We start from the raw sequence: 23,471 nt of genomic DNA on the forward strand, positions 1-23,471 counted from the left end.
TGAGCCAAGTCAATTTTCCATCCATTGGCGTGGCTGACGGGAGACGTTGTCGCGCGCCCAGCGTTCCAGGGGTATGTCGATCTCCAGATTGATCGGCGTCAATGTACCACAATGCGAGCCGGCAATAATTATAGCGGTGGGGCACGAAGCCTCGCGTCCGGTTGGAAGGGGCTTCGGAGTCCTCAAGATCATTGCACCTTCGGTTTCATGGTGCCTTGGACCAACAGGGGGAGATCATGCGCCGCAATTTTACGCTGCCCGAACTCGAGGCCAAGCTGGACGATTTGCAGGGCGGCGGCCTTGTTAAAATCAGCCGCCAGGACTATGAGCGCTTGTTCGGATTGAATGACGCGGCGCTTGGGCGGCTGCGAAATTTTGCGTGTAGTCACCGATGCGTCGCGAGCTTCGCCGATGAAATTGTTCTGTTCCGAAGACACGTTGTCCCGGCTGAAGCGACGCGTGAAAGTCCCAGCCATTAAAGGCCACTCGGCGTCCATAACCGTGCGGCATCGTCCGTTGCGCCGGCGTACCTGTATGCGAGTCAATACACGAAGACTGGAGTTTCCAGCAGGTGGTCATTCACCGTCACCACGCCGGGTATCGCCTCGGCGGCAACGCGGATGGCCGTGCGTTCGGCGAGCGATGGCGCGAAACCCCAGATATCGATTACGCCATTCTGCACGGTCGCGTTCACATTGAACGTGTGAGCCCAGGGCTGCTTCCTGAGCTCCTCGAAAAACCTCGCCCTGATAGCTGAATCAGGGACCGAAAGTTCAAGCTGCGGTTTGGCGCTCGCAATCGCCTGGAGCAAGTTGGCCCGGCTGACGATCCCGACCAGCTGGCCGTCCTTGTTGACGATAGGAACGCGTTTGATTTGGCGATCTTCGAGGAGCGCCGCGATTTCGTGCAACGGCGTCTCGGGGGCGGCGGTGGCGACGTCCCGCGTCATGATGTCCTGCACTTTGATGGAGTGCGACTTGACGTAGTCGGCCGCGAGCTGGGCGTCGCCGGTCAACAGGCGCAGCCACCAGGAGGGGGAGCGTTCGGTCCCGGCCTCCGCCCTGTGCAGCAGATCCCCTTCGCTTACGATTCCGAGCACCTTGTTCTCGGTATCGACGACCGGAACGGCACTGATCCGTCGTTCCAGCAGGGTCCGAGCGACCTCGCGGACCGTTGCGTTCGGTCCAACTGTAACCACCGGGGATACCATCACGTCTCGCGCCTGCATGGCAGCCTCCATATCGCTTCTCGATTGAAGGCAATCCTGCCCCGATCGGCAGTTGGCGGATTTGATCGGGATCAAGCAGGGCAGGCTTCCGGACGATGGGAGCTGGATGCATTGCCGTTAGCCGTCACATTGGCGGGCAAGGCCGGCTGCTTGATTTCGGTCAAGCGTCTCGCTGACCTTAAGCCGATAAAGGGCCATCGCACAGTTTGCCGGAGCATCATCATGTCTGTCGCAAGTGTCATGGTCTACGTCGATTCCGAGCAGCAGGAGGCAGGGCAAGTTGCCGTTGCGGGGGGTATCGCGAGGACGTTCGGAGCGGCCATCCTGGGTGTCTCCGCGGTGGCCGTGGAGCCTCCCTTCGTGGCCGAAGGCGTTATCATCGAGCAGACCACCGAGGACGACATCAAGCGGATAAAGGCAACGCTTTCGGCGAAAGAGGCTTGGTTCAGGAGAGTGGCCGGCTTGCCGAGCGGAACGGTCGAATGGCGCTGGGCTCTCGATTATCCGACCGACTTTCTGGTCGAACAAGCCCGTGCGGCAGACCTTGTGATCGTCAAGCGGAGGCCGCTGACGGCCAGCCACTCCCACTTCCTCGATCCGGCCGGGGCCATGCTCCGGATGGGGCGCCCGACGCTCTCGGTGCCCGAGCGCGTGACGGAGTTGTCCGGTGACCGCATCGTGGTCGGTTGGAAGGACACAAGGGAGGCTCGCCTTGCCGTTCGCGACGCGATGCCGTTTCTGACCAGGGCCTCGCAGGTCACGATTGCGGAGATCTGCGCGTCGAGCGAACAGGATGCGGCTCGTAAGCGCGTTCGCGACGTAGCCGGCTATCTCCAGCGGCACGGGGTGCAGTGCCAGCACGAGATACGTGTCCATACGGCAGAGCCGGACGGGGGTTATCTCGTTCGGTTGGCTGCCGAGGTTGGTGCCGATCTCATCGTGACTGGCGGCTATGGACATAGCCGGTTGGGAGAGTGGATTTTCGGCGGCATGACGCAAACGTTGCTGGAACAGGCTCCAGTCTGCCTGCTGATGTCGCACTGAGGTGAACGCGACAGGAGAGTGCGCGATGGACAAGGATCGTCGGCCGCCGCAGGAGAGCGCTGCTGAGCGCAAGGCGGACATGCGCGCACTTGATCGCAACGAGCGGGCCGCCGAGACCGGGTGGGCCGATCGCGCGATGAAGGACGCCCTTGAGGACGACGAGGTGCGTGAGGCACTGAACCTGCATAGCCGTGGTGAGCGCCCCTAAAGCATGATCCGGAAAAGTGCGAAGCGGTTTTCCGGAAAGATCATGCGTAAACAACAACCTAAAGCGCGGTGACGATTCATCCGAATCTCATCGCGCTTTAGACCTCAGCCGGTCGGCCTCCGCGCGCCGGACCCGGAGTCCAGCCAGAAAGCTTGGCGACGTCTGGATCGTTCGCGGGAGCCTCGCCGCAAGTCCGAAAAGATCATGCGCAAACAACAATCTAAAGCGCGATGACGATTCCTCCAAATCTCATCGCGCTTTAGGGTGGCGCTCCGGCTTTCAACGTTTCGAAGTACGCGACGATCGCTTCGATCTGGTAGTCCGCAAGTCGCGGGTTGGGCATGGCTTGGGCGGGTCCGAGCCTGCGATGGCTCGACGCCAGGAATTGCCTGATGTCATCGGCCGAGAACGAGGGGCGATTGGTGATCTCCAGGAAGCTCGGCGCCGGCGGGCGGGACGCCGGCGAGTCCTTGGCGGCACGCTCGACGACATGGCATGTTCCGCAGGACCCATGGGCCAGCGCCCGGCCTTCGGCGAGCTGGTCGACGAATAATTGGTTGGCGACAGGCGGGCGGACCGGGATCTGGATTGTGATCGAGGCGAAGCCACCGGTCCGATGGCAGCCGTTGCATTCGTTCGTCAGTGCCGAATAGGCTTGCGTGAACGCAGGCACATCCTTTTGCTGTATCGCCTGGTCCACGGCTTGCAGTCGATCCTTTGCAAGTGCGATCCGTGATGGATCGGATAGGAGCGCGCCCGCCGCTTCGAGATTTCTGTCGATCTGTTGGACTTCGTAGCTCGCCAGGCTCCAATTGCTGAGCTTGCCGGCAAACCACAGCTTGGCGTGCTGGAGTTGGAGCCGAGTCATGAGATCGGAGAGTGCGCTGGAGGCACCGACTGGCTTTGTTTCGGCCGGCGCTCCCGCGCTCGATGCCGCTGTCACAAAAATCGCGGCGATGAACATCGTCAGCAAGCGCATGCCCAATGTCCCAAATCCGATGCCGGTCAGTAGACAAGACTAGTCTTCGGGCCAACGGCCCTTGAGATCGGAATTGGAGGCGCGACCGAGTGTCGAACGGACCGGCTGCTTGGCAGGCCTGCCGATCGACGAGAAATAAAGCGCGAGTTCGAGGACGCCATACATCGCGAAAAGCATCAACGCCTTGATTGCTTCGTTGGTCATCTGGATATCCTCCAGCATCCGGTTCGACTAACGTTGTGCCAGCTTGATCAGACCTTGGATCGGGTGAGGGTGGTAAACAGCCAGGCTCTTTGTTTTCTGCACGTTGATGTCGGGATGAGTCAGGTGGAAGGTGAGGGCAGTCGTGACGATCGCGATCCCGGCAAGCAGTCCGGCGACGACTATCTTCAGGTGCGTTGCCTTGTCCACGGTGTAGATCGAGTGATTCATTGCAGGCCCCTTCCCGGCGCGTGCTGGTGAATCATTTCTAAGGCATAGACTTTCCGATCGAAATTTGGGGCCATCACCTAAGGAGATATCCGTAGCGCGCGGAGGAGGTGGCACCCCGCGATACCGTTCGGCGGCCATCAGGGGGAGAAGGCGGGACCCTTGACCCGGTCGGCAGCTACCGAGGCGCCTGTCGGTCTCGCCCGGTATATGCGGCAATCAGCGCGACCAGCGCTGTCACAAGCAACATGGTCACCATCGCCTGAATCAAGCCGAAGTTCAGCGCATCACGCGCCACGAACAACGCTGTGATCGGCGCTGCAATGGCAAAGAGAATGCGAACAATCCATCCAAGCATGATCCGATCCGCGCGTGCCGCCGTTCCGATCGAGGCGAAGGCTGCAAGACGATCGCAGCCTCGTCTCCGCGGAGCATCTCAGGTAGCCCTGACGTCGATTTTCTTGGCCGGCTTCTGGGCTTCTTCGGTCTTCGGCAACACGACCTTGAGCACGCCGTTCTTGAACGTTGCCTCGATCTTGTCGGTATTGACGCCGTCCGGCAGCGCGAAGTAGCGCTCGAAGGAGCCGTAGCGGCGCTCGGAAACGTAATAATCCTTCTTCTTCTCTTCGGTCTCTTCCTTCTTCTCGCCTCGGATGGTGAGGCCGCCGTCGGTAAGCTTGACGTCGATGTTCTTCTCGTCGAGGCCGGGAAGCTCAGCCGTGATCTCGTAGGCCTTGTCGCTCTCGGCGACATCGACGGCCGGCGCGGAGAAGCTCTTGTTCAGGTCACGCTCGATCCGTGCCAGCGAGCGGAACGGCCGGTTCCAAAAGCCGTTGCCGAAATCGTCAAAGATCTGGTCGATTTCGTGCCTCAGCGCCTGGAACGGCCGCCAAGCTTCGCCAGCAGGCGCAGTGGACGGCTTCGTGACAGGTAATTTGGTCTCGGTTGCCATGATGATATCTCCCTTGAGATCTGACCATCCCGGTCGCCAGAAAGAATAATCCCTGGTCATCGAGCGTTGGTTGATTTTGCTCAAATCCGAGAGCGGGGCGGCGGGACGAAATGCATCAGTCTAGGCTCGCCGATCAGCATTCCCGCGAGTGGGCAAAGTGCGAAATCGCACAAACGTTCCCAATTGCGGGGGGGAGCCGGGAGCGGCATGTCTATGCGTCCGGCCATTTTGGCACCCATTGGTCGCCAAGCTTCACATAGGAACGCTTCACAGCGGCCCACGCTGTTCGATGCGCGATTTCCTCCTGCCGAAGCTCTCCCGCATGCGAGGCAAACGAGTGGTTGAACGCCTCCCGGTAGATGTCGAGGGCATGGGGCGGCAGGTGGTGCCGTACGCTCGTTGGAAGATCGCCGTTCGATCGATAAGGCATCCCGACATCCCACAGCTGTCACCCCGATCCTGGTATGGTTGGAGTGACGAGCCAAATCAGAAAGCTGCTGCGGCTACATCGCCAAATCGTGCTCGGGCAGCCGCTCGCGTTTCGGCTCCGGAATTTCCGTCATCGTCGCTTCCGTCAGAAGCAGGACGCTCGCCACGGAGACGGCATTTTCAAGTGCGGTTCGCACGACTTTCACGGGGTCGACGATGCCAGCCTCGACCAGATCGACATAGACCTTGCGGGCCGCATCGAAGCCGAAATTACCTTCGCTGCCGAGCATTCGCGCAACCACAACTCCGCCATCGGTAGCGGAATTCTCGGCGATCTGACGTGCCGGCGCTTCGAGTGCGCGCTTCAGGATCTGCACTCCGGTTCGTTCGTCGCCCTCGCAAGCCGCTTCCTCCTTGGTCACGGCCGCCACCGTTCGAAGCAGCGCAAGTCCGCCGCCGGGAACAATGCCTTCCGCAACCGCCGCTTTGGTCGAGCTGATGGCGTCGTCGAGGGCTTCCTTTCTCGACTTCATCTCGGCTTCTGTCGGCGCCCCGACCCGGATCACGGCGACGCCGCCCGACAGCTTGGCCAGGCGTTCCTCGAGCTTCTCCCGATCGTAGTTGCTGGTGGTCTTTTCGATTTCGACCCGAATCTGCGCCAGGCGCGCGTCGATGCGCGAACGGTCGCCGCCGCTGCCGATCAAGGTGGTGTTCTCCTTGTCGGCAACCACACGCGCGGCGCGGCCGAGCTGCTGTAGCGTGGCACTTTCCAGTTTCAGGCCGATCTCTTCCGAGATCACCTGCGCGCCGGTCAAAATCGCAATGTCCTCCAGCATGGCCTTGCGCCGATCGCCGAACCCGGGCGCCTTGACCGCGCAGGACTTGAGCACGCCGCGCAGCTGGTTGACGATAACAGTCGCCAAAGCTTCGCCCTCGATGTCTTCCGCAATGATCAGGAGCGAGCGGCCGCTTTTGGCGACCTGCTCGAGGAGGGGCACGAGGTCGCGCAATGCACCGATCTTGTGATCGCACAGCAGAACGTACGGATCCTGCAGCACCGCCTCCATCCGGTCGGCATCCGTGACGAAATAGGGGGAGAGGAAGCCGCGATCGAACTTCATTCCTTCGACGACGTCCAGGAACGTCTCTGTCGTCTTCGATTCCTCGACCGAGATGACGCCATCACCGCCGACCTTCTCGATCGCGTCGGCGACCAGTTCACCGATGGAGGTATCGTTGTGGGCCGAAATCGTGGCGACCTGAGCCTTCTCAGCCCTGGTCTTTACCGGCTTTGCCATGGCGCGGAGCGCCGCAATGGCCGCCTGTGTTCCTCGATCCAGACCACGCTTCAGGTCGATTGCGCTCGCGCCGGCAACAACGTTGCGAACTCCATCCGACAATATGGCGTGCGCAAGGATAGTAGACGTGCTGGTGCCGTCTCCGACGACGTCGCCCGTCTTCTCGGCGGCCTGACGAAGCACCTGGGCACCAAGATTCTCCTCGGCATCCCTAAGATCGAACTCCTTCGCGATGGTGACACCGTCGTTGCAGACGATCGGCGCTCCCCAGGCTTTCTGGATCAGAACGGATTTCGACTTCGGGCCGAGCGTAACGCGCACCGCGTCCGCGAGGAGCGAAGCGCCGCGCAGGACTTTCTCGCGAGCCGCCGAATGGAACAGAACTTGTTTGTGTGCCATTGGAATGCCTCGGGTGTGACGCCAATGCCGGTATTCGCCAGTCTGTACGACTGCGGTCCGCGTCAATTGATCTTGGTCAACGTGCAGCCGAGGCGGGGTGATTTGCGCGGGCGCGTTTGGTGAGGTCGTTGACCAGAACCAGGCCGGGGCAGCCCCGTCTCCCATTACCAGTAGAAGGCTTACCATCGGGATGGCGCTCGTCTTCGCGGGCGGCAGACGTCCGAGCAGTTGCGCCACTAGCAGGCAAGCGCAGCGCCGAAACCGAGCCTGTCGCCGCGTGACCGCGGCACGGACAACTGTTACGGTTCGCTCTGCAGGTGCTCCCTTGAGCCCAGCTGAGAAGTTAAAGGCCGTGCGAGTTGATTCTCCTGCGCAGGAGATGACATGCATCTTCCAACTGAGTTTGAAGGTTCTCGATGTTCACCAGCAGCTCGTCTGCTTGTCGCCGCTCGCGGGTCCCGAACGCAAAACCGTCGCGCAGGTTTGTGACCCGATTGACCTGCTTGCGTCCGGCCGCGACTCTGTGTTCGGCGAACTCGAGTTGCTCCAGATCGTGGCTAAGCTTGTCCTCTTCTTTGATCAGCATCTTGGTGATCGTGTTTCGGCTATCAGGCGTGAGATCATTGCTGCTTAGCCGGCGGATGTAGTGGTCGATGTTCGCCCAAGCGATGTATTGATCCATGGCGCACTCTCCCGCACGTCACTCGCTACTTGGTACCCGTTCCATGTTACCACTGCGAAGCTGGGCAGCGAAGATGGAGCCTCCGTCTCGTGAGGTATCATGGTAAGGCGAATGGTGGCGGCAATCTAGAGGTCCCGCTTGATCCGGATCATGCCGCAAATTGCGCGAAACGAATAGCGTGTAGCTTCGCCACGTTACGTCCACCGAGTGACCGCCGAGGTCCATCACCCTGGCCTCGGCGGCTCAATTTTGTCCGGGGCGATGAGGCTATCGATGTAAATGGACGTACCGCGGGAATGAGCCGATGCCCACTTACTACTTCGATCTGAAGGACGGCGTGCCCGTCCGCGACAAATCGGGACTGGATCTTGTCAGTGATGGCGCTGCCATCGCGCACAGCAAGACGCTGGCCGAAGAGGTGCGCAGAGAGAAGCCGAAAGGCCATCCGGAACTCCGGATCGTCGTCATTGACGAGAGCGGCCGGGAAGTTCACCGCGAACAGATCTATGCAACTGCGACCTGAACGCCGGTAAAGGAATGTGGCGCAGGCTACCTGTCCGCAGGGGATCACAGCCTCTGATGCGGACAGCAAATCTCACCGCGAAATTCGGCCCCACATTGATTTGGCGCAAAGTCGCAAGCCAGTCGGCTTTTAGCGTAGCCTAAGGCGGCGGGAGAGGCTTTTGTCCCTCGCGGCCGGTCTTGAACAGAAGGTGCCTCGCGGGGGGAGCATCATGAAGCGGCAGCACATCAAGCAGACCGTCTCGTTTCAGGTCCGCCTTTCAGCATGGGCGAAACAGCTTCGTGAGCAGGCCAGCAAATTGAAGCCAGGCGACGAGCGCGACGACCTGCTCGCAAAGGTTTGTCAGGCCGACGTCGCAGCTCGCCTGGATGAGTGGGTCAACTCCCGGGGTCTTCGACCACCGAAGTAGGATTGTCCTGCTTCCGGCTGGATGTGGGCCGAACGTCCTGTCGTCTTCGCGCACAGCGTCAACCCGAATCGGCCCTCTTGAGCTGACCGGCTTGAGATGAGTGCCATGGCCCCTATTCCTGGCCTGCCTCGTTCCGGGGGTCTGCGTACCGGCTGCCTTAAAGCACTATGGTTTTCGGCTGTTTGCCGGCGGCGCGAATATCTGATTGACCGGGGAGTGCTCGCCGGCAGGAACGCCGATGACAATGAATCCGCGGTCCATTGAGGTGTGACAGGTGTTGCAGCCATTGGTCAGCACGCGCATGGAAACAGCGAACTTGCGATCATCTTTGGCGGCGATCGCGTCGGCTACCGAGAGAAGTGGGTCCGTCATCGTGGTTACGTTGCTGACGGGGATTGCCGGGTAGAAAATGGCTGCTTCGGCCAAGCTGTTCGTCAACTGGCGCAGCTCATACGCGGCCAGGTCCCAGTTCTTCGCCTTGCCTGCATACCAAAGCTTCAGATGTTGAACCTGCGCAGTGTTCATGACCTCGGTTAGGCGAGGTGCATACTTTCCGGCATTCGGCGAGGGCTGAAAGTCAGATTGAGCAATCGCAGACGTCACCAGGCTCGCAGGGATCGCCAGAACCATCAACCAATTCCGTAGCGTCATTCGATCAATCCAATTGATGATGGATTACGCTATCAGGGTGTGAAGGCGGCATCTTGCGCTGAATCAATCATGGACACGACACTATGGCGCATGTGGCCCGGATGCTCCGCCAACCGGTGCCGCGGTATAACGCGCGATCAGGTGTCGCGCTTACACGCAGATCTGCGCACCTCCCTTCAGCTTCACCGGAATCTTCAGGTAGCGTACCCCATTGGCTTCGGCCGCCGGGAATTTGCCGGCACGGATGTTGACCTGGATGGAGGGCAACAGCAGCCTCGGCGCCGATAGCTTGGCGTCGCGCGCCTGGCGCACGGTCACGAATTCGTCTTCCGAAACGCCGTCCTTGACGTGGATGTTGTTCTCGCGCTGCTCACGGACCGTGGTCTCCCAGGCGAAACTGTCACGGCCCGGAGCCTTGTAGTCGTGACACATGAACAGCCGTGTCTGCTGCGGCAAAGCCAGCAGCCGCCTGATCGAGCGATAAAGCTTATGAGCGTCGCCGCCGGGGAAGTCGGCGCGCGCCGTGCCGTAGTCCGGCATGAACAGGGTGTCCCCAACGAACACGGCATCTTCGACCTTATAGGAGATGTCCGCCGGCGTATGCCCCGGGGTGTAGAGAACTTCGACATTGAGTTCCCCGAGATTGAAGCGCTCGCCGTCCCGGAACAGGTGATCGAAGTCGCTGCCGTCGGTCTTCAGGGCGGCCGCGTTGAAGATCGGGCGGAAGATGCGCTGCACGTCCTTGATGTGCTCGCCGATGCCGATCTTTGCGCCGGTCTTCGCCTTGATGAAGGGTGCGCCCGAGAGATGGTCGGCATGCGCATGAGTCTCCAGCACCCATTCGACAGTGTTGCCCGCCTCCTCAGCGGCTGCGAGCATCGCCTCGACGGAACGCGTGTCCACTTCGCCTGAACTGTGGTCGTAGTCGAACACCGGGTCGATGATCGCGGCCTTTCTCGTCGTCGGATCGGCGATGAGGTAGCTCACCGTATTGGTTGGCTCGTCGAAGAACGCTCGGATGATCGGTTGTGACATTTCGGGGGCCTCCTGATGTCGTCGTTCCTGGTCTTGACGAATATATTAGCAGTTGCTAAATAAGCAATGCCTAAAGTAATGGGGAGCAAGGCCGATGGCCTCTTCGACGTTCGATCCGGAAACTTTTGAGAAGCAGGCCGTCGAGGTTGCCTCCATCCTACGGGCGCTCGCCAATGAGCGCCGGTTGATGATCCTGTGCAGGCTCGTTGAATGCGGCGAGGACAACGTGAGCTCCCTCGCCGAAGTCGTGGGGCTATCGCAATCGGCCCTGTCGCAACACCTCGCTAAAATGCGCGAGGAGGGTCTCGTCACTTTCCGCAGGGAAAGCCAGACGCTTTGGTATCGTATCGCCGATCCGCGCATCGAGCAGCTCTTTGCCACGCTGCACAAACTGTTTTGCGCGCCTGTCAAAGCCAAGGGCAGATAATCCAGAGAAGGAATTGAGAATGTCGCTATCTCTTATCAATCCAACTGACGCCCGCCGTCTTCTCGGCAATGGTGCTGTCCTCATCGACATCCGCGAGGCCGACGAGCACGCGCGCGAGAAGATACTCGGTGCGCGAAACCTGCCATTGTCGAAGCTCGGCGAAGCCGATCTCGCCGCAGATCCGGGCACGCCGATCATCTTTCACTGCAAGAGCGGCGCCCGCACTCAAGCCAACGGATCGCGGCTCGCGGCGAAGCTTGATGGAACCTGCGATGCTTTCATCATCGGCGGTGGGCTCGACGCCTGGCGAAAGGCAGGTCTGCCGGTCGCGACCGACCGGCGCCAACCGCTCGAGCTTCAACGTCAGGTGCAGATCGGCGCCGGAAGTCTTGCGTTCTTCGGAACGCTGCTCGGCCTCCTGATCTCGCCCTGGTTCTTCGTCGTGCCGGCTTTCGTCGGTGCCGGACTGATGACCGCCAGAGTCACCGGCTTTTGTGGCATGGCCCGCATCCTGATGCGGGCACCCTGGAACCGCGGCCACTACGGTGCGCCGGCGCAAGCCGCGTAACGCGTGAATTGAGGAGTTTTCCCATGCTGGCGCTGACCCAGGGCGCGCTCGGTATTGCCTCCGGCTCGTTGGTCGGCTTTTCGCTGGGACTGGTCGGAGGCGGCGGCTCTATTCTGGCCGTCCCGCTCCTGATCTATCTGGTCGGGGTACCGGATCCGCATGTCGCGATCGGGACTAGCGCCATCGCCGTCGCAGCGAACGCTGCCGTTAACCTGGCGAACCATATTCGCGCCGGTAACGTGAAGTGGCGCTGGGCCTCGGTGTTCGCGCTCGCAGGCATGGCTGGTGCCTTTCTCGGCTCTACTCTCGGCAAGATCATCGATGGTCAGAAGCTGCTCGCCTTGTTCGCCATCGTCATGTTGGTGGTTGGCATCCTGATGCTGAAGGGGCGCTCCGGCGAGGGCGAGCCGTCGGTCAGGCTCAACCGGGAAAATCTTCCGAAGCTTCTGGCTTTGGGGCTCGTCACGGGGGCGTTGTCCGGCTTCTTCGGGATCGGTGGCGGCTTCCTGATCGTGCCCGCTCTGATCGCCGCCACCGGCATGCCGATCTTGTACGCGGTGGGTTCATCGCTCTTGGCAGTCGCCGCCTTCGGGCTGACCACCGCGGCGAACTACGCCGTGTCCGGCTTTGTGGATTGGTCTCTCGCCACGTTGTTTGTTGTCGGCGGCGTCCTTGGCGGGCTTCTCGGCGCCCACTCCGCGACCTCGCTTGCTCGCCGCAAGGGCGCGTTGAACACTGTATTTGCGGCGCTCATATTCGCGGTGGCGGTCTATATGCTGGTCCGCAATCTCGACCTGATGTGACGAGACTCATTGCTCGACTGTCTGTTCCTCGGGCCGCCTCGCTTTAGCCCGGATGGAACTCCACGCAATCCGGGTGTATCCTCGCGCGCGCTGTCCCGGATTACGCGGAGCCAGTCATCGGGCGGCGCTTTGCGCCGACCCGTTGGCGCCATCCCGGCTACCATCTCCTCCCAGACGCGAGCCCGCCCATGACCATATCCGTCATCGAACAGGCAAAAATCCAGGCGCAGGTGCTGGTGCCGCTGGTCAAGGCATTGCAGGCCGAACTCGGCGAGGCGCGCGCCAACGCGCTGGTGCGCAAGGCGCTCCGCGATCTCTATCGCCGCTTCGGCGAGGAATTCTGGAAAGCGAAGAACGAGAGCGATCTCGGCAAGGCCGTCTCGTCGGCCTTCAGGACCTATGCCCGCGACGATGCGCTCGCCTATGACGTGATCGAACAGACGGCGGACGCCTTCGCGTTCGACGTGACGCGCTGCGCCTATGCCGAGTTCTACAAGGCGCTCGGCGAGCCCGAGCTCGGCTTTCTCCTGATCTGCACTGCCGACTTTGCGACCGCGGAAGGGTTCGGTCCCGACATCAGGCTCACGCGCACGCAAACCATCATGCAAGGCGCCGACCATTGCGACTTCCGCTACCGGCGCGATGGAGGCGGATCACAGTGAGGGGAACGATGCGGGCGAGCTGTCTTGCCGTGGCGATGCTGACGCTGATGGCGTCACGCGCCGACGCCGCGATGATCGACTGGCAGGCCGAGCTCCAGCGCTGCCGCACGCTGCGCCAGAACGTGGCGCCGCTGCTGCAGGCCGGCGAAGGGATATCCGCCGTCGGCCGGTCCAACAGATCCGTCCGCCGCTGCATCTGGGCCCAGCGCATGGCGATGCGGAAGAAGATCCCGGGCGCGGAGGTGTGGTAGCACTCCGTCATTGCGAGCGCAGCGAAGTAACCCAGACGGTCACCGCGGAAAGATTCTGGATTGCTTCGCTGCGCTCGCAATGACGACGTGGAAGCGGTGCGCGCCATTCTATGACCGTCACCCCGCGCAACGGCGAAGCCGTTGTCGCTGGAGGCGCTCGCCTCTTCGGCGAGGCTCCCGGCACGATGCATTTGCATCGCGCCACTTGCGCCTGCAGCGACAACCGCTTAGCGGTTGCGCGGGGATGACGGAGTTGAAACCTTCGTCGTGTCCCTGCTCCCAAGCAGCAAGTCCTTCAGCCCGGTCGGGTAGAGGCGCGGTCCGCCATCCAGATCGAGATCGGCAAGGTCGAACCAGCGGGCGACGATCTCTTCTCCGTTGTCCTCACGGAAATCGATATGGTCCCGGCCGACGAAAGCGCCGTCCGGAAACGCGACCTCGGCGATGAACATCACCTCGTGCCCGGTCGCTCCCTCGTGCACAAAGATGTTCTCCAGCATCAGCGGCTCGCCCGTGATGGTGACGTCGATGCCGAGCTCCTCGTTGAATTCCCGCGCCAGCGCCGCCCGCCAGCTCTCGCCGAATTCGATCTCGCCGCCGAGCGGACGCACGCCCTTGAGCCGCCCCGCATCGTCGCGCACCTCGGCCGCGAGCAGCCGTCCGCCGCGCCAGTGCAGGCCGATCGCGACGACGCGGATGTGGGGATGGGGGCGCCATGTGGTCATGGGGGATCGTTAGTCCGCTTGCCGTCTCGGTGCAACGCGCGTGTTGCTTTTTGCCCCGTCATTGCGAGCACAGCGAAGCAATCCAGAATCTCTCCGCTGTAGCAGTCTGGATTGCTTCGTCGCAAGGGCTCCTCGCAATGACGGTGGTGACAGTTGCGCACATCCTCTCCCCAACGTCGTCCTGGCGAAAGCCAGGACCCATTACCCCAGGGAGTAGTTTGGCGAAGGCTGGTGCCATCGCCGGTACCCGCACCGCCTCTCACCGATAGATCACGCGGTATGGCTCCTGGCTTTCGCCAGGACACATCGGTACTTGCGACGGCTGGTGTGATCACTCCACCAGATATTTCCTCACCGCCGCCTCGTCCCACGCGATCCCGTTGCCCGGCTCCTCGCTCGGCAGCGCAAAGCCGTCCTTGATCTTCAGCCGGCTCGCCAGCACCGCGTCGGCCCAGTCGACATATTCCAGCCAGTGCGCGGTCGGCGTCACGCAGAGCAAATGCGCGCTGACTTCCGAGAACAGGTGCGTCGACATCTCGATGCCGGCGGCATGCGCCAGCGCGGCGGCGCGAAGCCAGCCGGTGACGCCGCCGATGCGCTGTACGTCGGGCATGACGTAATCGCAGGCCTCCGCCGACAATGCGGACTGCATCGCAAACGCGCTGTCGAAATTCTCGCCGATCTGGACCGGCGTCCGCAGCGCATCCGCGATGCGGACGTTCCCGGCGTAATCGTCGTGGCGGATCGGCTCCTCGATCCAGCTCAGGCCCTCGTCGTCGAGCATCTCGCCGCGGCGGATCGCCTCGGTGACCGTGAGTGCCTGGTTGTAGTCGCACATCAGCGTGACGTCGTCGCCGACGGCCTTGCGCACCGCCCGCACCACGGCGAGATCCTCGCGCGCATCGCTCCGGCCGACGCGGATTTTTGCGGCGTGGAAACCCTCGGCCAGCAGCTTGTGCGCTTCTTCCACCGCCGCGCCCGCCGGCATGATGCCGAGGCCCTTCGAATTGTAAGCCCTGACCGGTTTCGGCGCGCCGCCGAGCAGGCGCGCCAGCGGCAGGCCTTTGCTACGGGCGAGCGCATCCCACGCCGCCATGTCGACGCCGGATTGCGCCAGCCGCTGCAGGCCGGCGAGGCCCAGCAGGGTGAAGCGCTGGGTCAGCTTGCGCTCGATCTCGAACGGCAGCAGTTCGTCGCCGGCGACGAGCTCCGACATCTCGGTGACCATCGCCGTCAGCGGCTTCAAGGCCGACGGCGTGATCGAGAACAGGTAGGCATGTCCCACGACGCCCTGGTCGGTCTCGCAATCGATCAGCACCAGCGGCGCCCTGGCGACCGCCCCGGTCGAGGTCTGTAGCGGCAGGTTCATCGGCACGATCACGGGCCGCGCATGGAAGCGCTTGATGCGGATGGTCTCGGTCATGGGCACTGGTTCCGGATGATCAACACAGGTTGATGCCGATCTTAAACATTCGTCGTGAAACGAAAAGGCACCTGAAGCGACCACCATAAAATGGGGTTGCGCGGGGGCGCGTTTGTTGGCTCTGTGCCGCCGCAGGCTGTGCCACAAATCCACGTGATCTGCGACAAGATCGTACACAACGGAGCCACAGCGTGAAACAACAGATCTCCGAAGAACAGCGCAAGAGCGGCGTCCTGACTGGTGCCGCGATCGCCTTCCTGCTGCTCGCCCTGCCGCTCGCGGTGTGGCTGGACCTGACCGAGCTCTCCAAGACCGCGCTGCGCCGGCAGGCCGCCGATCTCAATTCGGTGATCACGAGCGTGCGCAGCTACTACGCGACCAATGTGGTCGGGCGGGTGCTCGCCAATCCCGATGGCTCGACCCGGGTCGTGCACAATTACGAATCCGTTCCCGGTGCGATCCCGATCCCGGCGACGCTGTCGCTCGAGCTCGGCCGGGTGATCGGCGCGCAGCAGGAGAACATCACCTACCGCTTTGTCTCGGACTTCCCGTTCCAGAACCGCGCCCCGCACCAGCTCGACAAGTTCGAGAAGGACGCGCTCGATGCGCTGCGCAGGGATCCCGAGCAGAAGATCGTCGAGACCGATACCTCGCTGTTCTCCGACAAGGTCCGCCTGGTTGCGCCCGTTACCATGGGGCCGGCCTGCGTCAGCTGCCACAACAGCCATCCCGAAAGCCCGAAGAAGGACTGGAAGGTCGGCGATGTCCGCGGCATCCAGGAGGTGATCATCGCCCAGCCGATCGCCGCCAACATCTTCTCGTTCAAGTTCCTCCTCGCCTATTTCCTGATCGCCGCCGGCAGCGGGCTGTCGTTCCTCTCGCTGCAGCGCCGCCAGGCGCGCCGCATCAAGAACATGAACAAGGAGCTGGAATCCGCCAACGACTTCCTGGCTTCGCTGTCGATGAAGATCTCGCGCTACATCCCGCCGCAGGTCTACAAGAGCATTTTCTCCGGCCAGAAGGACGTCACCATCCACACCGAGCGCAAGAAGCTCACCATCTTCTTCTCCGACATCCAGAATTTTACGGCGACCGCGGAGCGGCTCCAGCCCGAGCAACTGACGCAACTCCTCAATGAATATTTCACCGAGATGTCGGCGATCGCCCTCGAATATGGCGGCACCATCGACAAGTTCATCGGCGATGCCATGCTGATCTTCTTCGGCGACCCCGAGACCAGGGGCGACCGCGCCGATGCTGAGGCCTGTCTGCAGATGGCCTGGCGCATGCAGCAGCGCCTTGCCGAGCTCAACGCGAAGTGGCGCGCCTCCGGCATCGAGCAGCCGTTCCGCTCGCGCATGGGCATCAATTCCGGCTATTGCAATGTCGGCAATTTCGGCAGCGCCGACCGCATGGACTACACCATCATCGGTGCCGAAGCGAACCTCGCCGCGCGCCTGCAATCCATCGCCGAGCCCGGCGGCATCGTGCTGAGCTACGAGACCTTCGCCCTCGTCAGCGACATCGTCCGCGCCCACGCGCTGCCCGCGATCACCATGAAGGGCATCAGCCGCGAGGTCATCCCCTATTCGGTCGACGCACTGAACGATGCCGCGGCGGAGAAGAGCGGCATCATCACCGAGCGCGCGCCGGGGCTGGAGCTTTATCTCGACCCGGCCGTGGTGAAATCAGGCGACGCCGCGCGGGTACGCTCGCTGCTGGAGAACGCGCTGGCCTCGCTGAAGCCGGCGTGAGGGCTCTCTCTTACTCTCCCCTGGAGGGGCAGGGCTACGGCGTATGAGAGCTTTTTCCCGCGGCCATCCTTCGAGACGCCCGCTTTAGGCGGGCTCCTCAGGATGAGGACGGAGTGCGCGGCAGCAGTTTCAATGGGCACTGACGCTGATTAGCCTCATCCTGAGGAGGCGCGTAAGCGCCGTCTCGAAGGACGAGGCGTGCGCGCAGGCCACCGCAACAAATCATATGCGATTCCGCTGGCCCTCCAGGGGAGGGTAAGAGTCCAACTCTCACCGCGCCGCCCCTTCCGTGAACGCCGTCTCGATCACCTCACCAAACGGCTGCCAGGAACGGCCGTCGAATTGCACCAGCCGCATCTGCTTGATCGGTAGATAGCGGTCGGGCGAGGTGTTCATCCTGATGTTGGGCAAGGCGACCGAAGGCTGATAGTCCCTGAGCGAGGCCGCTTGGCGCATGATGTTCTCGCGCGAGACGTCGTCGCCGCATTGCTTCAGCACTTGCGTCAGCGCCTCGGCCGCGGCGTAGCCGTAGACCGCCGCGCTGCTGTTGGTGCTTTCGACCTGATGGTACCTGTCCATGAAGGCGAACCAGTCCTTCATGGCGGGATCGTCTTTCCAGGCGGGATCGCTTGGATCCTTCAGGAAGGCCGCCGAGATCACGCCGGCCGAGTTCTCCAGGCCGGCCGGCGCCATCGCATTGGCGATCGTGGCCGAGGCATCGTTCACGATGAAGACCGGGCGCCATTTGAGCGACGCCGCCAGCTTGATCACCTTGGACGCGGTCGACGGCACGCCAAGAAAGACGAAGATGTCGGCGCCGGCGCGCTTGAGGATCGAGACGTGGCCTTCGAGATGCTCGTCATTGATGTCGAAGGCGATGTCGACGAGGACATGACGGTTCAGGTCACCGAGGCCTTCCTGGATGCCTTTGTAGAGCTGGCGCCCGAACTGGTCGTTCTGCCAGAGCACGACGATCTTCTTCCGGGGATAATAGGCCTGGATGTAGTTGGCGTAGATGCGCCCTTCCGAACGGAACGACGGCTGCCAGCCCATGGTCCAGGGAAACGCGCTTGGCTGGCTCAGCTCCTCGTCGCCGGAGGCGAGGAACAGCTGCGGGATCTTCTTCTCGTTCAGGTACCAGCGTGTGGCGAGATTGCCGGGCGTGCCGAACGAGCCGAACATCACATGCACGTCGTCCTTCTCGACCAGGCTGCGCGTCAGCTCCAGCGCGGTCGCCGGATCGGAATTGTCGTCGCGGGTGATGAAGCGGATCTTGCGGCCGTTGATGCCGCCGCGCGCGTTGACCATGTCGAAATAGGCAGCCTCCGCCTGGCCGATCGCGCCGAACTCCGACAGCGGTCCCGAATACGGCATGACATTGCCGATACGGATTTCCTTGTCGTTTGCCGGTTGTTCCGAATGCTGTTGCTGCGACATCGCGCCGAGCGACGCGGCGGCAATCACGGAAACGAACAGCATCCTGCCGATGACGGGCATGTTCGAACCCTTGTCGTTGGCCCCCAACGAGGTCGGCTCAATCCGCACCAAGGCCGCTTAATCTAGGTCAAGCGTTTGGCAATCGTGTGGCTGCGCGGCGCGCTTCGATCAAAGCGGCAGGCGTGCTGACGCGCCGTTTTGCATCTCGGTCTGAGACCAATAGTTTCACATCAGTTCCGGCATCCTGAGGTGCGAAGCTCGCGATGCAGCGCATCGCGGGCGGAGCCTCGAAGGATGGACGGCCGCCTCCCGCGCGGAGAGAGCTGGGCCGTCGCCCTTCGAGGGCCGCCGAAGAGGCGGCCACCTCAGGGTGACGGAGATAGTCTGATTCTCTCGATCGGGGTTCGTGGCCTACATGTGCGCAGCGCAGTGCGAGTCCGGCCATGACGTTGCCAGAGCTCTAGTGCCCCGCAACGCTACGGCAACCCCCGCGCCTCGAGCTGATGCACCAGCAGCAACGTCGGCTCCGCAAGGCTGTCGCCCGAGCCGTCCAGCCCAAACGCGGCGGCGATGCCGTCGCGGCTGCGGAGCATTGCGCTGCGCGGGCAGTGGCCGGCGCCGCAGAGCGTTTTCTTCAGGGTCTCGCCCTGCGCCACGAGGCCGGCGGAATCGTCGGCGGCCCAGGCCAGCACGATCGGCACGTCGACATTGAGGATGCCGGGAAAGACCGATCGCTTGTCGTATTGGGTGGCATCAGTGCCGAGATAGGCCTTCTCGCTGTCGCTGGCGTCCTTGCCGACGCGATAGATGCCGGACACCAGCACGACGCCAGCGACGTCGGCGCGATCGGTCTGCAACTCCGGATGCGCCAGCAGGGTGGCGAGGTGGAAGGCACCGGCGCCATAGCCAACCGCGACGATCTCGCGGGCATCGCCGTTGAACAGGTCGATATTGCCGTGGATCCAGGACAGCGCCGCCGCCACGTCGGTTGCCCCGGCGGGCCAGGTCGCCGGCGGCGCCAGGCGGTAGTTGACCCGGACCCCGATCATGTCGTTGCGCGCCGCAAAGCACATCGCCTGGTCCTGGATCTGGCGCGCCAGCTCCGGCGCGGCGCGGTCGCCGGTGAAGGTGTCGCCGGCCACGAACAGCAGCACCGGCCGCGGCGTGTCCGCCTTGGTCGCGCTGGTGGCGACATCGAGCACGTTGGCTTCGGCCTCGCCGTAGCGCAGGCCGCGCGAGAAGGTGACCTGCTCGCACAGCCGCGCGGTGCCGCCCGCCGTTGTGTCGGAATCGGTGAGGCCCGTCAGGACAACTTCGGACGGCGCCGTCAGCCGCGGCGGCAGCGGGCCGTGCGCGGAGGCGGCGGTCACGGTCAAAAACAGGACAAATGCGAGGTAATTCTTCATCATGGTGCCGGCCTTGCACGCCCGATATTGGCGCGCTCCCTGGGCCTGTCTTTTCAATTCGCCTTATTAGTTGGCTGGTGTTGAGGCGATTTCACGGCACCTAGGTAGGGCTCCTGCGCCCGGCCGCAATCAATTCCCCGGCAGGAACGTGCAATCCGCCCCGCTGCCGTCCTTCCGCCTGATCGCGTTGGGATCGATCGTGCAGCTCAGCTTGGAGAGGCTCTCGAAGTTCGATCCCGCCGCGCCGTCGGGCGGCACGCCCGCCAGGGCTTCGGTGGCGAAAATCTCGTTGGCGGTGGAGCCGTTCACGGTCTTCACCTTCTTGCCGAAGGTCACCTCGCAGTTGCGAATGGTGATATCGACATTGCCGGTGCGGCAGACGATCCGGTCGGCGGTCACCACGATGGCCTTCTTGTAGGGAATGTCGGCATTGGCGGCGAACAGCATCGCCACCGCCTTCCTTTCGGCGCCGGTCAGGTCCGGTGACAGCGGCGCGATCACCCCGGCGAGCGCCAGCGCGGTCGCGCCCGAGACCTTTGCGGGCGTGGCGGCGGAGGCACCAGGGAGGTGGGATGCCCCGGCAAGGACGAGGGTGCAGGCGAGGATCGCTGGACCGGCTCTCATCCCTTTCCCCCCGGGCTCTCAGGCGGCCTTCTTCCGCTTGACGGTCTTCTTCGCGGTCTTCTTGACGGCCTTCTTGGCTTTTTTCGCCGCCTTCTGGGCCGCAAGATAGGCCTCGACCTTCTTGGAGGAATGTCCGGCTGCGGCCACGGCGGCCTTCAGCTTCGCCGGCGTGATCTTGAATTTCTTCGACCAGTAGCGGACCTCATAGGCCTCGCCCAGCGCGATCCGGCTCTTGTCGGCGGCGCGGTGCTTCTGGAGCTTGATGTACGCCTCGACCTTCTTGGCGGAGTGGCCGACCTTCTTGACGGCGTATTTCAGCTTGGCGGGGGTTACCTTGAACTTCTTCGACCAGTAGGCGACTTCGTATTTTTCGGTGAGCGCGATCAGGGCGCGATCGGCGCCGCCCCGCTTTGCCTTGTTGTCGGCCATGCTTCCCTCCTGCCGTGGATGGCATCCAGTCTAGCATGCAACCAGAATTGGAAGGCAAGACGCGAGCCTTGCTCCGATTGCGCGGAGCGGCCGTTTTGCACCGGTGAGTCAAACATTTGCGCAGCGCGGCCCCGGCTCATGCCGGAGGAGGCTCTCTACTGTGCATGGGGTTGTTTTGGCGTTTTTGTTTCCTCGCACGTCCGTGACGGAACCTTTTGCCGGCTGGTGCGACTTATCCATGACACGGGGAAACACGTGCGAGGCTGTCATGGCACACAAGCATACCGCCGATCCGGCAGAGATCATGCGGGCGACCGGTCATCCTGAGCTGGAATATGCCGCCGGCTGGACCATTGCTGGTCTCGTCACCATCGGCGCCATCGTCGCCGCCTGGGTGTTCGCGATCTAGGCGACCGGAAACTGAAGCTCGAAGGCCGCGCCGTCGTCGGTCGGCTTGAGCCTGATCGAGCCGCCATGGCTCGCCATCACCGCACGTGCGATCGCCAGCCCCATCCCGGTCCCGCCCTGGTCGCGGCGGGTGGTGAAGAATGCATCAAAGATCCTGTCGCGGTTCGGCGCCGAAATCGGCTCGCCGTCATTGCTGACCGTCACAAGCAGGGTCGTCCGCTCGTCGACCGCCTCCAGCCTGATTGTCCCGGCCTTGTGCCGCACCGCGTTATCAGCGAGGTGTGACAGCACGATCAGCGCCTTCTCCGAGGACATGCCGATCGCCCGGTCGAGGCTGCCGCTGGCTTCGATCGAGCTTGCCGGAAACCGGCTTCTGAGATCGGCGATCACGGGCGCAAGCTCGGTGCGCTCGTTCTGCGGCAGGCTCTCGGCGCGGGCCAGCTCGCGCAGCCGCTGCGCCATCGCCTCCAGCCGCTGGGTGTCGGACAGGATGTTCGCGATGAACGTGTTCTGCTCGGCCGGCGTCAGGCCCTCGGATTTGCCTTGCACCGAGTCCTGCAGCAGCTCGGCCGCGCCCTTGATCGAGGTCAGGGGCGATTTCAGCTCGTGGGTGAGGTGGGCCGAGAACGTCGCGATATAGTCGGAGCGTCGCGCCAGCTGCTCGGCCATGCCGAGGAAGCTGTGCGACAGCTGCGCGAACTCGCGCGTGCCGTAATGCCGGAGCGGCCTGAACGCCTCGCGGTCGCCGCGGCCAATTCTGGCGGCGCGGTCGATCAATTCGCGCATCGGCAGCGTGATGGTGCGCGAGAACACGAGGCCGATCGCGATCGTGCCGAGGATGACGGCAAGACCGGCCAGCACGAACTTAGCCCGCTCCTGGTAGAGATGGTCAAAGATGTTGCTCGGCGTCCGCGTCGTGTAGATCACCCCGGCGACGCGGTTGTTGACGATGACGGGCATCGCCGAGAACACGTGCACGCCGAGGCCGCGGCTGAAGGAATAGATCGGCGGCGGTGGCTTGTCCGGTACGCGGTTGCGCAAGGTCGCCCTGTACTGCCCGTGCAGCGCGTCGGCGACCTCCTCGATATGGGCGAGCGACTGCCCGACCTCCTGACGCCCGGCAATCACCACCCCTTGCGGATCGAGGATGCGAAACCCGGCCAGCGTCACCTTCTGGGTCTCGCGGATGATCGGCGTCAGTTTTGCACCGATCTCGACATAGGCCTGCTGCGCCGGCCGGGGCGCGGGCAGCGCATCGGGCCGCCGCCGCAAGAGGTCGTTCGCGGTGAGGTCGAGCGCCGGCCGGATCGGGGTGACCTGGTCGCCGGGATCGGGCAGCACGCCGGGCGGCACCTCGGCGCCGAGCGTGAGGCCGCTGTCGAGCCGTGCCGTGAACTCCTGCGCGTAGATCGTCGCGAGCACGCGGCTCTGCGCGATCAGCTCGGCCTGGGTCTGGCGGATCAGCTGGTTGTCGTAGAGGCGGAAGAAGAACAGGCCGACCAGCGGCAGCACCGCGACGGTCGCCAGCACCGCGAAGATCACCAGCCCCAGCGACGGCCGCCATTTGTCGGGCGCCGCGCTCATGCCGCTTTCTCGCAGCGGCCGAGCTTGAAGCCGACGCCGTGGATGGTCTCGATGACGTTGTCGCAGGCGAGTGCCGCGAGCTTGGCGCGGATGTTGCGGATGTGGCTGTCGATGGTGCGGTCGGAGACCTGGATGTTGAGCTGATAGGCTGCCCGCATCAGCTGCTCGCGGTTGAATACCGAAGTCGGCCGGGTCAGGAAGGCGCGCAGGATGCCGAACTCGATCGCGGTCAGCTTCAGCGGTGTGCCGGCGAACGACGCGACATGCTGCTCGGGATCGATCAGCAGGCCGCCTTGCACCAGCGCGGCGGGCCCTGCCTTGGCCTCGCCATTGCGCGGGCTGAGCCGGCGCAGGATGACGTTGACCCGCGCCACCAGCTCGCGCGGGCTGAACGGCTTGGTCACGTAATCGTCGCCGCCGATCTCGAGGCCGAGGATGCGGTCGATCTCCTCGTCGCGCGCCGACAGGAACAGGATCGGCACGTCGGAGCCTTTGCGGATCTCGCGGCAGACGTCGAGGCCGTCGAACTCGGGCATGCCGATGTCGAGCACGATGAGGTCGGGCCTGTCGGCGGCAAAGCGGCCGAGCGCCTCCTTGCCGTCGCGGGCCTCGATCACGTCCATGCCGGCCTTCTTCAGGGCGACGCGGATGACCTCGCGGATGTGGCCTTCGTCGTCGACGATGAGAATGCGATGCGCCAAGAG

The 23,471-nt window shown here is 63.1% G+C and carries 31 protein-coding genes; 11 read left to right on the plus strand and 20 right to left on the minus strand.

The features are described 5' to 3' along the window. Nucleotides 1–188 precede the first annotated feature (188 nt). A complete protein-coding gene (locus GGD63_RS13360; protein ID WP_183242606.1) occupies nucleotides 189–476 on the minus strand; it encodes a hypothetical protein in 288 nt (95 codons plus the stop codon). 65 nt (nucleotides 477–541) lie between these two features. After that, nucleotides 542–1,228: a CBS domain-containing protein gene (locus GGD63_RS13365; RefSeq protein WP_183242608.1), complete on the minus strand. Its 687-nt coding sequence runs from the start codon at nucleotides 1,226–1,228 to the stop codon at nucleotides 542–544. A gap of 111 nt (nucleotides 1,229–1,339) precedes the next feature. On the opposite strand from GGD63_RS13365, the gene GGD63_RS13370 reads away from it, so the two are divergent. Beyond that, entirely contained in the window at nucleotides 1,340–2,272 is a 933-nt protein-coding gene (locus GGD63_RS13370) for a universal stress protein (RefSeq protein WP_246785467.1), read from the plus strand. Between the two features lie 25 nt (nucleotides 2,273–2,297). Further along, on the plus strand, nucleotides 2,298–2,480 hold the full coding sequence (locus GGD63_RS13375; RefSeq protein ID WP_183242611.1) for a hypothetical protein: 183 nt from the start codon (nucleotides 2,298–2,300) through the stop codon (nucleotides 2,478–2,480). A 259-nt stretch (nucleotides 2,481–2,739) separates the two neighbouring features. On the opposite strand, the gene GGD63_RS13380 is transcribed toward GGD63_RS13375, so the two are convergent. The 8 genes from GGD63_RS13380 to GGD63_RS13415 all read right to left on the minus strand — a co-directional run bounded on the left by GGD63_RS13380 (nucleotide 2,740) and on the right by GGD63_RS13415 (nucleotide 7,648). Continuing rightward, the gene (locus tag GGD63_RS13380; RefSeq protein WP_183242613.1) at nucleotides 2,740–3,459 is read right to left on the minus strand and encodes a c-type cytochrome; all 720 of its coding nucleotides are present in this window, start codon (nucleotides 3,457–3,459) and stop codon (nucleotides 2,740–2,742) included. Between the two features lie 39 nt (nucleotides 3,460–3,498). Further along, nucleotides 3,499–3,663, minus strand: a complete 165-nt coding sequence (locus tag GGD63_RS13385; protein WP_183242615.1) for a hypothetical protein — start codon at nucleotides 3,661–3,663, stop codon at nucleotides 3,499–3,501. 27 nt (nucleotides 3,664–3,690) lie between these two features. Beyond that, on the minus strand, nucleotides 3,691–3,891 hold the full coding sequence (locus GGD63_RS13390) for a hypothetical protein (RefSeq protein WP_183242617.1): 201 nt from the start codon (nucleotides 3,889–3,891) through the stop codon (nucleotides 3,691–3,693). Between the two features lie 175 nt (nucleotides 3,892–4,066). Next, nucleotides 4,067–4,246: a hypothetical protein gene (locus GGD63_RS13395; RefSeq protein WP_183242619.1), complete on the minus strand. Its 180-nt coding sequence runs from the start codon at nucleotides 4,244–4,246 to the stop codon at nucleotides 4,067–4,069. A 78-nt stretch (nucleotides 4,247–4,324) separates the two neighbouring features. Next, a complete protein-coding gene (locus GGD63_RS13400) occupies nucleotides 4,325–4,840 on the minus strand; it encodes an Hsp20/alpha crystallin family protein (protein WP_183242621.1) in 516 nt (171 codons plus the stop codon). A 211-nt stretch (nucleotides 4,841–5,051) separates the two neighbouring features. After that, the gene (locus tag GGD63_RS13405) at nucleotides 5,052–5,270 is read right to left on the minus strand and encodes a ChaB family protein (protein WP_183242623.1); all 219 of its coding nucleotides are present in this window, start codon (nucleotides 5,268–5,270) and stop codon (nucleotides 5,052–5,054) included. 73 nt (nucleotides 5,271–5,343) lie between these two features. Then, entirely contained in the window at nucleotides 5,344–6,966 is a 1,623-nt protein-coding gene (gene groL, locus GGD63_RS13410) for a chaperonin GroEL (RefSeq protein WP_183243070.1), read from the minus strand. 343 nt (nucleotides 6,967–7,309) lie between these two features. Then, nucleotides 7,310–7,648, minus strand: a complete 339-nt coding sequence (locus GGD63_RS13415) for a hypothetical protein (protein ID WP_183242625.1) — start codon at nucleotides 7,646–7,648, stop codon at nucleotides 7,310–7,312. 304 nt (nucleotides 7,649–7,952) lie between these two features. Here GGD63_RS13415 and GGD63_RS13420 point away from each other — a divergent pair, with 304 nt between their 5' ends. Both GGD63_RS13420 and GGD63_RS13425 read left to right on the plus strand, forming a co-directional pair. Further along, nucleotides 7,953–8,171 carry a DUF6894 family protein gene (locus GGD63_RS13420; protein WP_183242627.1) on the plus strand — a complete coding sequence of 73 codons (219 nt, stop codon included), beginning with the start codon at nucleotides 7,953–7,955 and terminating at the stop codon, nucleotides 8,169–8,171. A gap of 211 nt (nucleotides 8,172–8,382) precedes the next feature. Continuing rightward, the gene (locus tag GGD63_RS13425; protein ID WP_183242629.1) at nucleotides 8,383–8,580 is read left to right on the plus strand and encodes a hypothetical protein; all 198 of its coding nucleotides are present in this window, start codon (nucleotides 8,383–8,385) and stop codon (nucleotides 8,578–8,580) included. A 165-nt stretch (nucleotides 8,581–8,745) separates the two neighbouring features. Here the strand turns inward: GGD63_RS13425 and GGD63_RS13430 are convergent, their stop codons facing one another. Together GGD63_RS13430 and GGD63_RS13435 are read right to left on the minus strand one after the other, a co-directional pair. Continuing rightward, nucleotides 8,746–9,210 carry a hypothetical protein gene (locus tag GGD63_RS13430; protein ID WP_246785468.1) on the minus strand — a complete coding sequence of 155 codons (465 nt, stop codon included), beginning with the start codon at nucleotides 9,208–9,210 and terminating at the stop codon, nucleotides 8,746–8,748. A 171-nt stretch (nucleotides 9,211–9,381) separates the two neighbouring features. After that, nucleotides 9,382–10,266, minus strand: coding sequence for an MBL fold metallo-hydrolase (locus tag GGD63_RS13435; RefSeq protein ID WP_183242633.1), 885 nt, complete (start codon nucleotides 10,264–10,266; stop codon nucleotides 9,382–9,384). A gap of 94 nt (nucleotides 10,267–10,360) precedes the next feature. Here GGD63_RS13435 and GGD63_RS13440 point away from each other — a divergent pair, with 94 nt between their 5' ends. The 5 genes from GGD63_RS13440 (at nucleotide 10,361) to GGD63_RS13460 (ending at nucleotide 12,977) form a co-directional block, all read left to right on the plus strand. Next, nucleotides 10,361–10,693: a helix-turn-helix transcriptional regulator gene (locus GGD63_RS13440; RefSeq protein WP_183242635.1), complete on the plus strand. Its 333-nt coding sequence runs from the start codon at nucleotides 10,361–10,363 to the stop codon at nucleotides 10,691–10,693. Between the two features lie 19 nt (nucleotides 10,694–10,712). Then, nucleotides 10,713–11,261 carry a rhodanese family protein gene (locus tag GGD63_RS13445; RefSeq protein ID WP_183242637.1) on the plus strand — a complete coding sequence of 183 codons (549 nt, stop codon included), beginning with the start codon at nucleotides 10,713–10,715 and terminating at the stop codon, nucleotides 11,259–11,261. Nucleotides 11,262–11,284: 23 nt separating this feature from the next. After that, entirely contained in the window at nucleotides 11,285–12,064 is a 780-nt protein-coding gene (locus tag GGD63_RS13450) for a sulfite exporter TauE/SafE family protein (protein ID WP_183242639.1), read from the plus strand. Nucleotides 12,065–12,252: 188 nt separating this feature from the next. After that, a complete protein-coding gene (locus GGD63_RS13455; RefSeq protein WP_183242641.1) occupies nucleotides 12,253–12,726 on the plus strand; it encodes an L-2-amino-thiazoline-4-carboxylic acid hydrolase in 474 nt (157 codons plus the stop codon). 8 nt (nucleotides 12,727–12,734) lie between these two features. Continuing rightward, nucleotides 12,735–12,977, plus strand: coding sequence for a hypothetical protein (locus tag GGD63_RS13460; protein ID WP_183242643.1), 243 nt, complete (start codon nucleotides 12,735–12,737; stop codon nucleotides 12,975–12,977). A 227-nt stretch (nucleotides 12,978–13,204) separates the two neighbouring features. On the opposite strand, the gene GGD63_RS13465 is transcribed toward GGD63_RS13460, so the two are convergent. Both GGD63_RS13465 and GGD63_RS13470 read right to left on the minus strand, forming a co-directional pair. Continuing rightward, nucleotides 13,205–13,702, minus strand: coding sequence for an NUDIX hydrolase (locus GGD63_RS13465; RefSeq protein WP_183242645.1), 498 nt, complete (start codon nucleotides 13,700–13,702; stop codon nucleotides 13,205–13,207). A gap of 331 nt (nucleotides 13,703–14,033) precedes the next feature. Beyond that, nucleotides 14,034–15,125: an enolase C-terminal domain-like protein gene (locus GGD63_RS13470; protein ID WP_183242647.1), complete on the minus strand. Its 1,092-nt coding sequence runs from the start codon at nucleotides 15,123–15,125 to the stop codon at nucleotides 14,034–14,036. Nucleotides 15,126–15,316: 191 nt separating this feature from the next. Between GGD63_RS13470 and GGD63_RS13475 the strand changes: the two genes are divergently transcribed. Further along, complete coding sequence (locus tag GGD63_RS13475; protein ID WP_183242649.1) at nucleotides 15,317–16,879, plus strand: adenylate/guanylate cyclase domain-containing protein; 1,563 nt, start codon at nucleotides 15,317–15,319, stop codon at nucleotides 16,877–16,879. 270 nt (nucleotides 16,880–17,149) lie between these two features. Here GGD63_RS13475 and GGD63_RS13480 read toward each other — a convergent pair whose 3' ends face one another. The 4 genes from GGD63_RS13480 to GGD63_RS13495 form a co-directional block, all read right to left on the minus strand. Next, nucleotides 17,150–18,376: an ABC transporter substrate-binding protein gene (locus GGD63_RS13480; RefSeq protein ID WP_183243072.1), complete on the minus strand. Its 1,227-nt coding sequence runs from the start codon at nucleotides 18,374–18,376 to the stop codon at nucleotides 17,150–17,152. Between the two features lie 416 nt (nucleotides 18,377–18,792). Continuing rightward, a complete protein-coding gene (locus tag GGD63_RS13485) occupies nucleotides 18,793–19,722 on the minus strand; it encodes an alpha/beta hydrolase (RefSeq protein WP_183243073.1) in 930 nt (309 codons plus the stop codon). A gap of 129 nt (nucleotides 19,723–19,851) precedes the next feature. Continuing rightward, on the minus strand, nucleotides 19,852–20,346 hold the full coding sequence (locus tag GGD63_RS13490) for a hypothetical protein (protein ID WP_183242651.1): 495 nt from the start codon (nucleotides 20,344–20,346) through the stop codon (nucleotides 19,852–19,854). An 18-nt stretch (nucleotides 20,347–20,364) separates the two neighbouring features. Continuing rightward, nucleotides 20,365–20,775 (minus strand): DUF3606 domain-containing protein, encoded by a 411-nt coding sequence (locus tag GGD63_RS13495; RefSeq protein WP_183242653.1) that lies wholly within the window; start codon nucleotides 20,773–20,775, stop codon nucleotides 20,365–20,367. Nucleotides 20,776–21,043: 268 nt separating this feature from the next. Here GGD63_RS13495 and GGD63_RS13500 point away from each other — a divergent pair, with 268 nt between their 5' ends. Next, nucleotides 21,044–21,184: a hypothetical protein gene (locus GGD63_RS13500; protein ID WP_164936531.1), complete on the plus strand. Its 141-nt coding sequence runs from the start codon at nucleotides 21,044–21,046 to the stop codon at nucleotides 21,182–21,184. On the opposite strand, the gene GGD63_RS13505 is transcribed toward GGD63_RS13500, so the two are convergent. Next, nucleotides 21,181–22,767, minus strand: a complete 1,587-nt coding sequence (locus GGD63_RS13505; protein ID WP_183242655.1) for an ATP-binding protein — start codon at nucleotides 22,765–22,767, stop codon at nucleotides 21,181–21,183. The genes GGD63_RS13500 and GGD63_RS13505 overlap by 4 nt on opposite strands. After that, on the minus strand, nucleotides 22,764–23,468 hold the full coding sequence (locus GGD63_RS13510) for a response regulator transcription factor (protein ID WP_183242658.1): 705 nt from the start codon (nucleotides 23,466–23,468) through the stop codon (nucleotides 22,764–22,766). Before GGD63_RS13510 ends, GGD63_RS13505 begins: the two co-directional genes overlap by 4 nt. Between the last annotated feature and the right edge of the window lie 3 nt (nucleotides 23,469–23,471).

It is taken from the genome of Bradyrhizobium sp. cir1 (assembly GCF_014198245.1).
GTDB lineage: Bacteria > Pseudomonadota > Alphaproteobacteria > Rhizobiales > Xanthobacteraceae > Bradyrhizobium.

Excerpts from the sequence above, each read along its gene's own strand:
- GGD63_RS13360 (WP_183242606.1), bottom strand. The coding sequence starts at position 476 with ATGGCTGGGACTTTCACGCGTCGCTTCAGCCGGGACAACGTGTCTTCG.
- GGD63_RS13365 (WP_183242608.1), bottom strand. The coding sequence starts at position 1,228 with ATGCAGGCGCGAGACGTGATGGTATCCCCGGTGGTTACAGTTGGACCG.
- GGD63_RS13375 (WP_183242611.1), top strand. The coding sequence starts at position 2,298 with ATGGACAAGGATCGTCGGCCGCCGCAGGAGAGCGCTGCTGAGCGCAAG.
- GGD63_RS13380 (WP_183242613.1), bottom strand. The coding sequence starts at position 3,459 with ATGCGCTTGCTGACGATGTTCATCGCCGCGATTTTTGTGACAGCGGCA.
- GGD63_RS13385 (WP_183242615.1), bottom strand. The coding sequence starts at position 3,663 with ATGACCAACGAAGCAATCAAGGCGTTGATGCTTTTCGCGATGTATGGC.
- GGD63_RS13390 (WP_183242617.1), bottom strand. The coding sequence starts at position 3,891 with ATGAATCACTCGATCTACACCGTGGACAAGGCAACGCACCTGAAGATA.
- GGD63_RS13395 (WP_183242619.1), bottom strand. The coding sequence starts at position 4,246 with ATGCTTGGATGGATTGTTCGCATTCTCTTTGCCATTGCAGCGCCGATC.
- GGD63_RS13400 (WP_183242621.1), bottom strand. The coding sequence starts at position 4,840 with ATGGCAACCGAGACCAAATTACCTGTCACGAAGCCGTCCACTGCGCCT.
- GGD63_RS13405 (WP_183242623.1), bottom strand. The coding sequence starts at position 5,270 with ATGCCTTATCGATCGAACGGCGATCTTCCAACGAGCGTACGGCACCAC.
- groL (WP_183243070.1), bottom strand. The coding sequence starts at position 6,966 with ATGGCACACAAACAAGTTCTGTTCCATTCGGCGGCTCGCGAGAAAGTC.
- GGD63_RS13415 (WP_183242625.1), bottom strand. The coding sequence starts at position 7,648 with ATGGATCAATACATCGCTTGGGCGAACATCGACCACTACATCCGCCGG.
- GGD63_RS13420 (WP_183242627.1), top strand. The coding sequence starts at position 7,953 with ATGCCCACTTACTACTTCGATCTGAAGGACGGCGTGCCCGTCCGCGAC.
- GGD63_RS13425 (WP_183242629.1), top strand. The coding sequence starts at position 8,383 with ATGAAGCGGCAGCACATCAAGCAGACCGTCTCGTTTCAGGTCCGCCTT.
- GGD63_RS13430 (WP_246785468.1), bottom strand. The coding sequence starts at position 9,210 with ATGGTTCTGGCGATCCCTGCGAGCCTGGTGACGTCTGCGATTGCTCAA.
- GGD63_RS13435 (WP_183242633.1), bottom strand. The coding sequence starts at position 10,266 with ATGTCACAACCGATCATCCGAGCGTTCTTCGACGAGCCAACCAATACG.
- GGD63_RS13440 (WP_183242635.1), top strand. The coding sequence starts at position 10,361 with ATGGCCTCTTCGACGTTCGATCCGGAAACTTTTGAGAAGCAGGCCGTC.
- GGD63_RS13445 (WP_183242637.1), top strand. The coding sequence starts at position 10,713 with ATGTCGCTATCTCTTATCAATCCAACTGACGCCCGCCGTCTTCTCGGC.
- GGD63_RS13450 (WP_183242639.1), top strand. The coding sequence starts at position 11,285 with ATGCTGGCGCTGACCCAGGGCGCGCTCGGTATTGCCTCCGGCTCGTTG.
- GGD63_RS13455 (WP_183242641.1), top strand. The coding sequence starts at position 12,253 with ATGACCATATCCGTCATCGAACAGGCAAAAATCCAGGCGCAGGTGCTG.
- GGD63_RS13460 (WP_183242643.1), top strand. The coding sequence starts at position 12,735 with ATGCGGGCGAGCTGTCTTGCCGTGGCGATGCTGACGCTGATGGCGTCA.
- GGD63_RS13465 (WP_183242645.1), bottom strand. The coding sequence starts at position 13,702 with ATGACCACATGGCGCCCCCATCCCCACATCCGCGTCGTCGCGATCGGC.
- GGD63_RS13470 (WP_183242647.1), bottom strand. The coding sequence starts at position 15,125 with ATGACCGAGACCATCCGCATCAAGCGCTTCCATGCGCGGCCCGTGATC.
- GGD63_RS13480 (WP_183243072.1), bottom strand. The coding sequence starts at position 18,376 with ATGCCCGTCATCGGCAGGATGCTGTTCGTTTCCGTGATTGCCGCCGCG.
- GGD63_RS13485 (WP_183243073.1), bottom strand. The coding sequence starts at position 19,722 with ATGAAGAATTACCTCGCATTTGTCCTGTTTTTGACCGTGACCGCCGCC.
- GGD63_RS13490 (WP_183242651.1), bottom strand. The coding sequence starts at position 20,346 with ATGAGAGCCGGTCCAGCGATCCTCGCCTGCACCCTCGTCCTTGCCGGG.
- GGD63_RS13495 (WP_183242653.1), bottom strand. The coding sequence starts at position 20,775 with ATGGCCGACAACAAGGCAAAGCGGGGCGGCGCCGATCGCGCCCTGATC.
- GGD63_RS13500 (WP_164936531.1), top strand. The coding sequence starts at position 21,044 with ATGGCACACAAGCATACCGCCGATCCGGCAGAGATCATGCGGGCGACC.
- GGD63_RS13505 (WP_183242655.1), bottom strand. The coding sequence starts at position 22,767 with ATGAGCGCGGCGCCCGACAAATGGCGGCCGTCGCTGGGGCTGGTGATC.